The organism is Limnospira sp. PMC 1279.21 (assembly GCF_032349615.1).
Lineage (GTDB): Bacteria > Cyanobacteriota > Cyanobacteriia > Cyanobacteriales > Microcoleaceae > Limnospira > Limnospira fusiformis.
Genome location: NZ_JARPLU010000388.1, coordinates 1 through 1,405 on the forward strand (window position 1 = coordinate 1; position 1,405 = coordinate 1,405).

The following is a 1,405-nucleotide window of genomic DNA, read 5'->3' on the forward strand; positions in this document are numbered from 1 at the left end:
TGCTTAGATTTCTCCAAGCGTCGGGACATATAAACAGTTATGGGATGGTCAGGGAAGCGACTCCCTATATTCCACCAAGGGGTGGAAGTCCCACCGGGCAGTTATTTCGGGTATTGCCACCCTATGCGCGTGCCTGAACGTTTCGCACCTCCATTGTTAAAGATACAGCATTGACGTTATCTAACGCCGTTTTATCATCATGACAGTGGCGGTGTAATAGCTGAAGGTTGTTGTATTCATCCTTTCCACCGAGGTTTCGAGGTACAATGTGGTCTACTTCAACTAAGTCATATGGGGTCAAATATTGCCCGCACCAGGTACACTTGCCTTTTTGCTTTTTGAGTAGTTTTGCTACCCTATTTGGCGTTCCGATTGCTTGTCCTTTTCTGTTTGACCAGTAAGTCCAATTTCCGTCGTATGGTGTTGCTTCAGGTTTGATCAGGGTGTGTCTGACAATTGGAGTCCAGTTATGTTTCCATAACTGAAGTCCATCTTTAGTTCTAAATAACCAGGTTTCATGTCTTTCTTTCCCATTACTGAGTATGACCGTTCCCGGTCTCAAATAATTCCTCAGTTTTTCGATGTTTGCCTTTCCGCATCTTGATACTTTCCATGCCCTTAACATTTGCCAAATTATGTCATCTAGCTTGCTGAATGTCTCGGATGAAACTACTCCTGAGTAGTAATTTTCCCACCCCCGAATAATCGGGTTTAGCCTGCTAATCAGGGCAGACTGGGGTGCGGTCTTATGCTGTTTTATCACACCCTTAATCACTTCTGTATGGGCTTGAACTGCTTTCTTACTGGGTTTTATGTGGGTTTTGTGACCGATTAATCGGCTCGCTGTCCCACCTGTTTTTCCCGATTTATATTTTCCTACAGGGTATTGCCTGATATTAAATCCTAATAAATCAAAACCTGCTTCTTCTGTTCTGCCCTCGTATTGTATGGGGTTAAGTGTATGACACACTCTAGTCTTTTCAGGTTTAATTTCCAATCCTACAGGTTTTAACCATTCAAAAATAGCATTTTTACACGGTTCAATGATATCGAGTGAAGGTGATATTACTACGAAATCATCGGCGTATCTTACTAACGAGGCTTGCACTCTATTAGCTTTCTTGGGATACATTGTTTCAATTAACCTAACCATTCCCAACAGTGCAATGTTGGCGAGTATTGGACTTATAGCAAAAGACAGAGTAGTTAGGACGTATAATAGCAAGGATATCTACAGAAGACCCAAAAGGCCAGCCCCCTACAGTTACGACCTTAGACAAAAAGTTATCAATGCAATTGAACTATACGGTATGTCCAAAACCAAAGCCAGTCAATTTTTCCATCTCAGCCGGAACACTATCAATCTCTGGCTCCAAAGAAAAGAACACACCGGAGACTTCCTCCC

The 1,405-nt window shown here is 42.6% G+C and carries 2 protein-coding genes; one reads left to right on the forward strand and one right to left on the reverse strand.

What is annotated here, in order from left to right:
* Positions 1 to 121 precede the first annotated feature (121 nt).
* Positions 122 to 1,225, reverse strand: a complete 1,104-nt coding sequence (locus tag P5683_RS24825) for a group II intron maturase-specific domain-containing protein (RefSeq protein ID WP_008049200.1) — start codon at positions 1,223 to 1,225, stop codon at positions 122 to 124.
* A gap of 4 nt (positions 1,226 to 1,229) precedes the next feature.
* On the opposite strand from P5683_RS24825, the gene P5683_RS24830 reads away from it, so the two are divergent.
* The coding region (locus P5683_RS24830; protein WP_315642090.1) for an IS630 transposase-related protein at positions 1,230 to 1,405 on the forward strand (176 nt) is incomplete at its 3' end.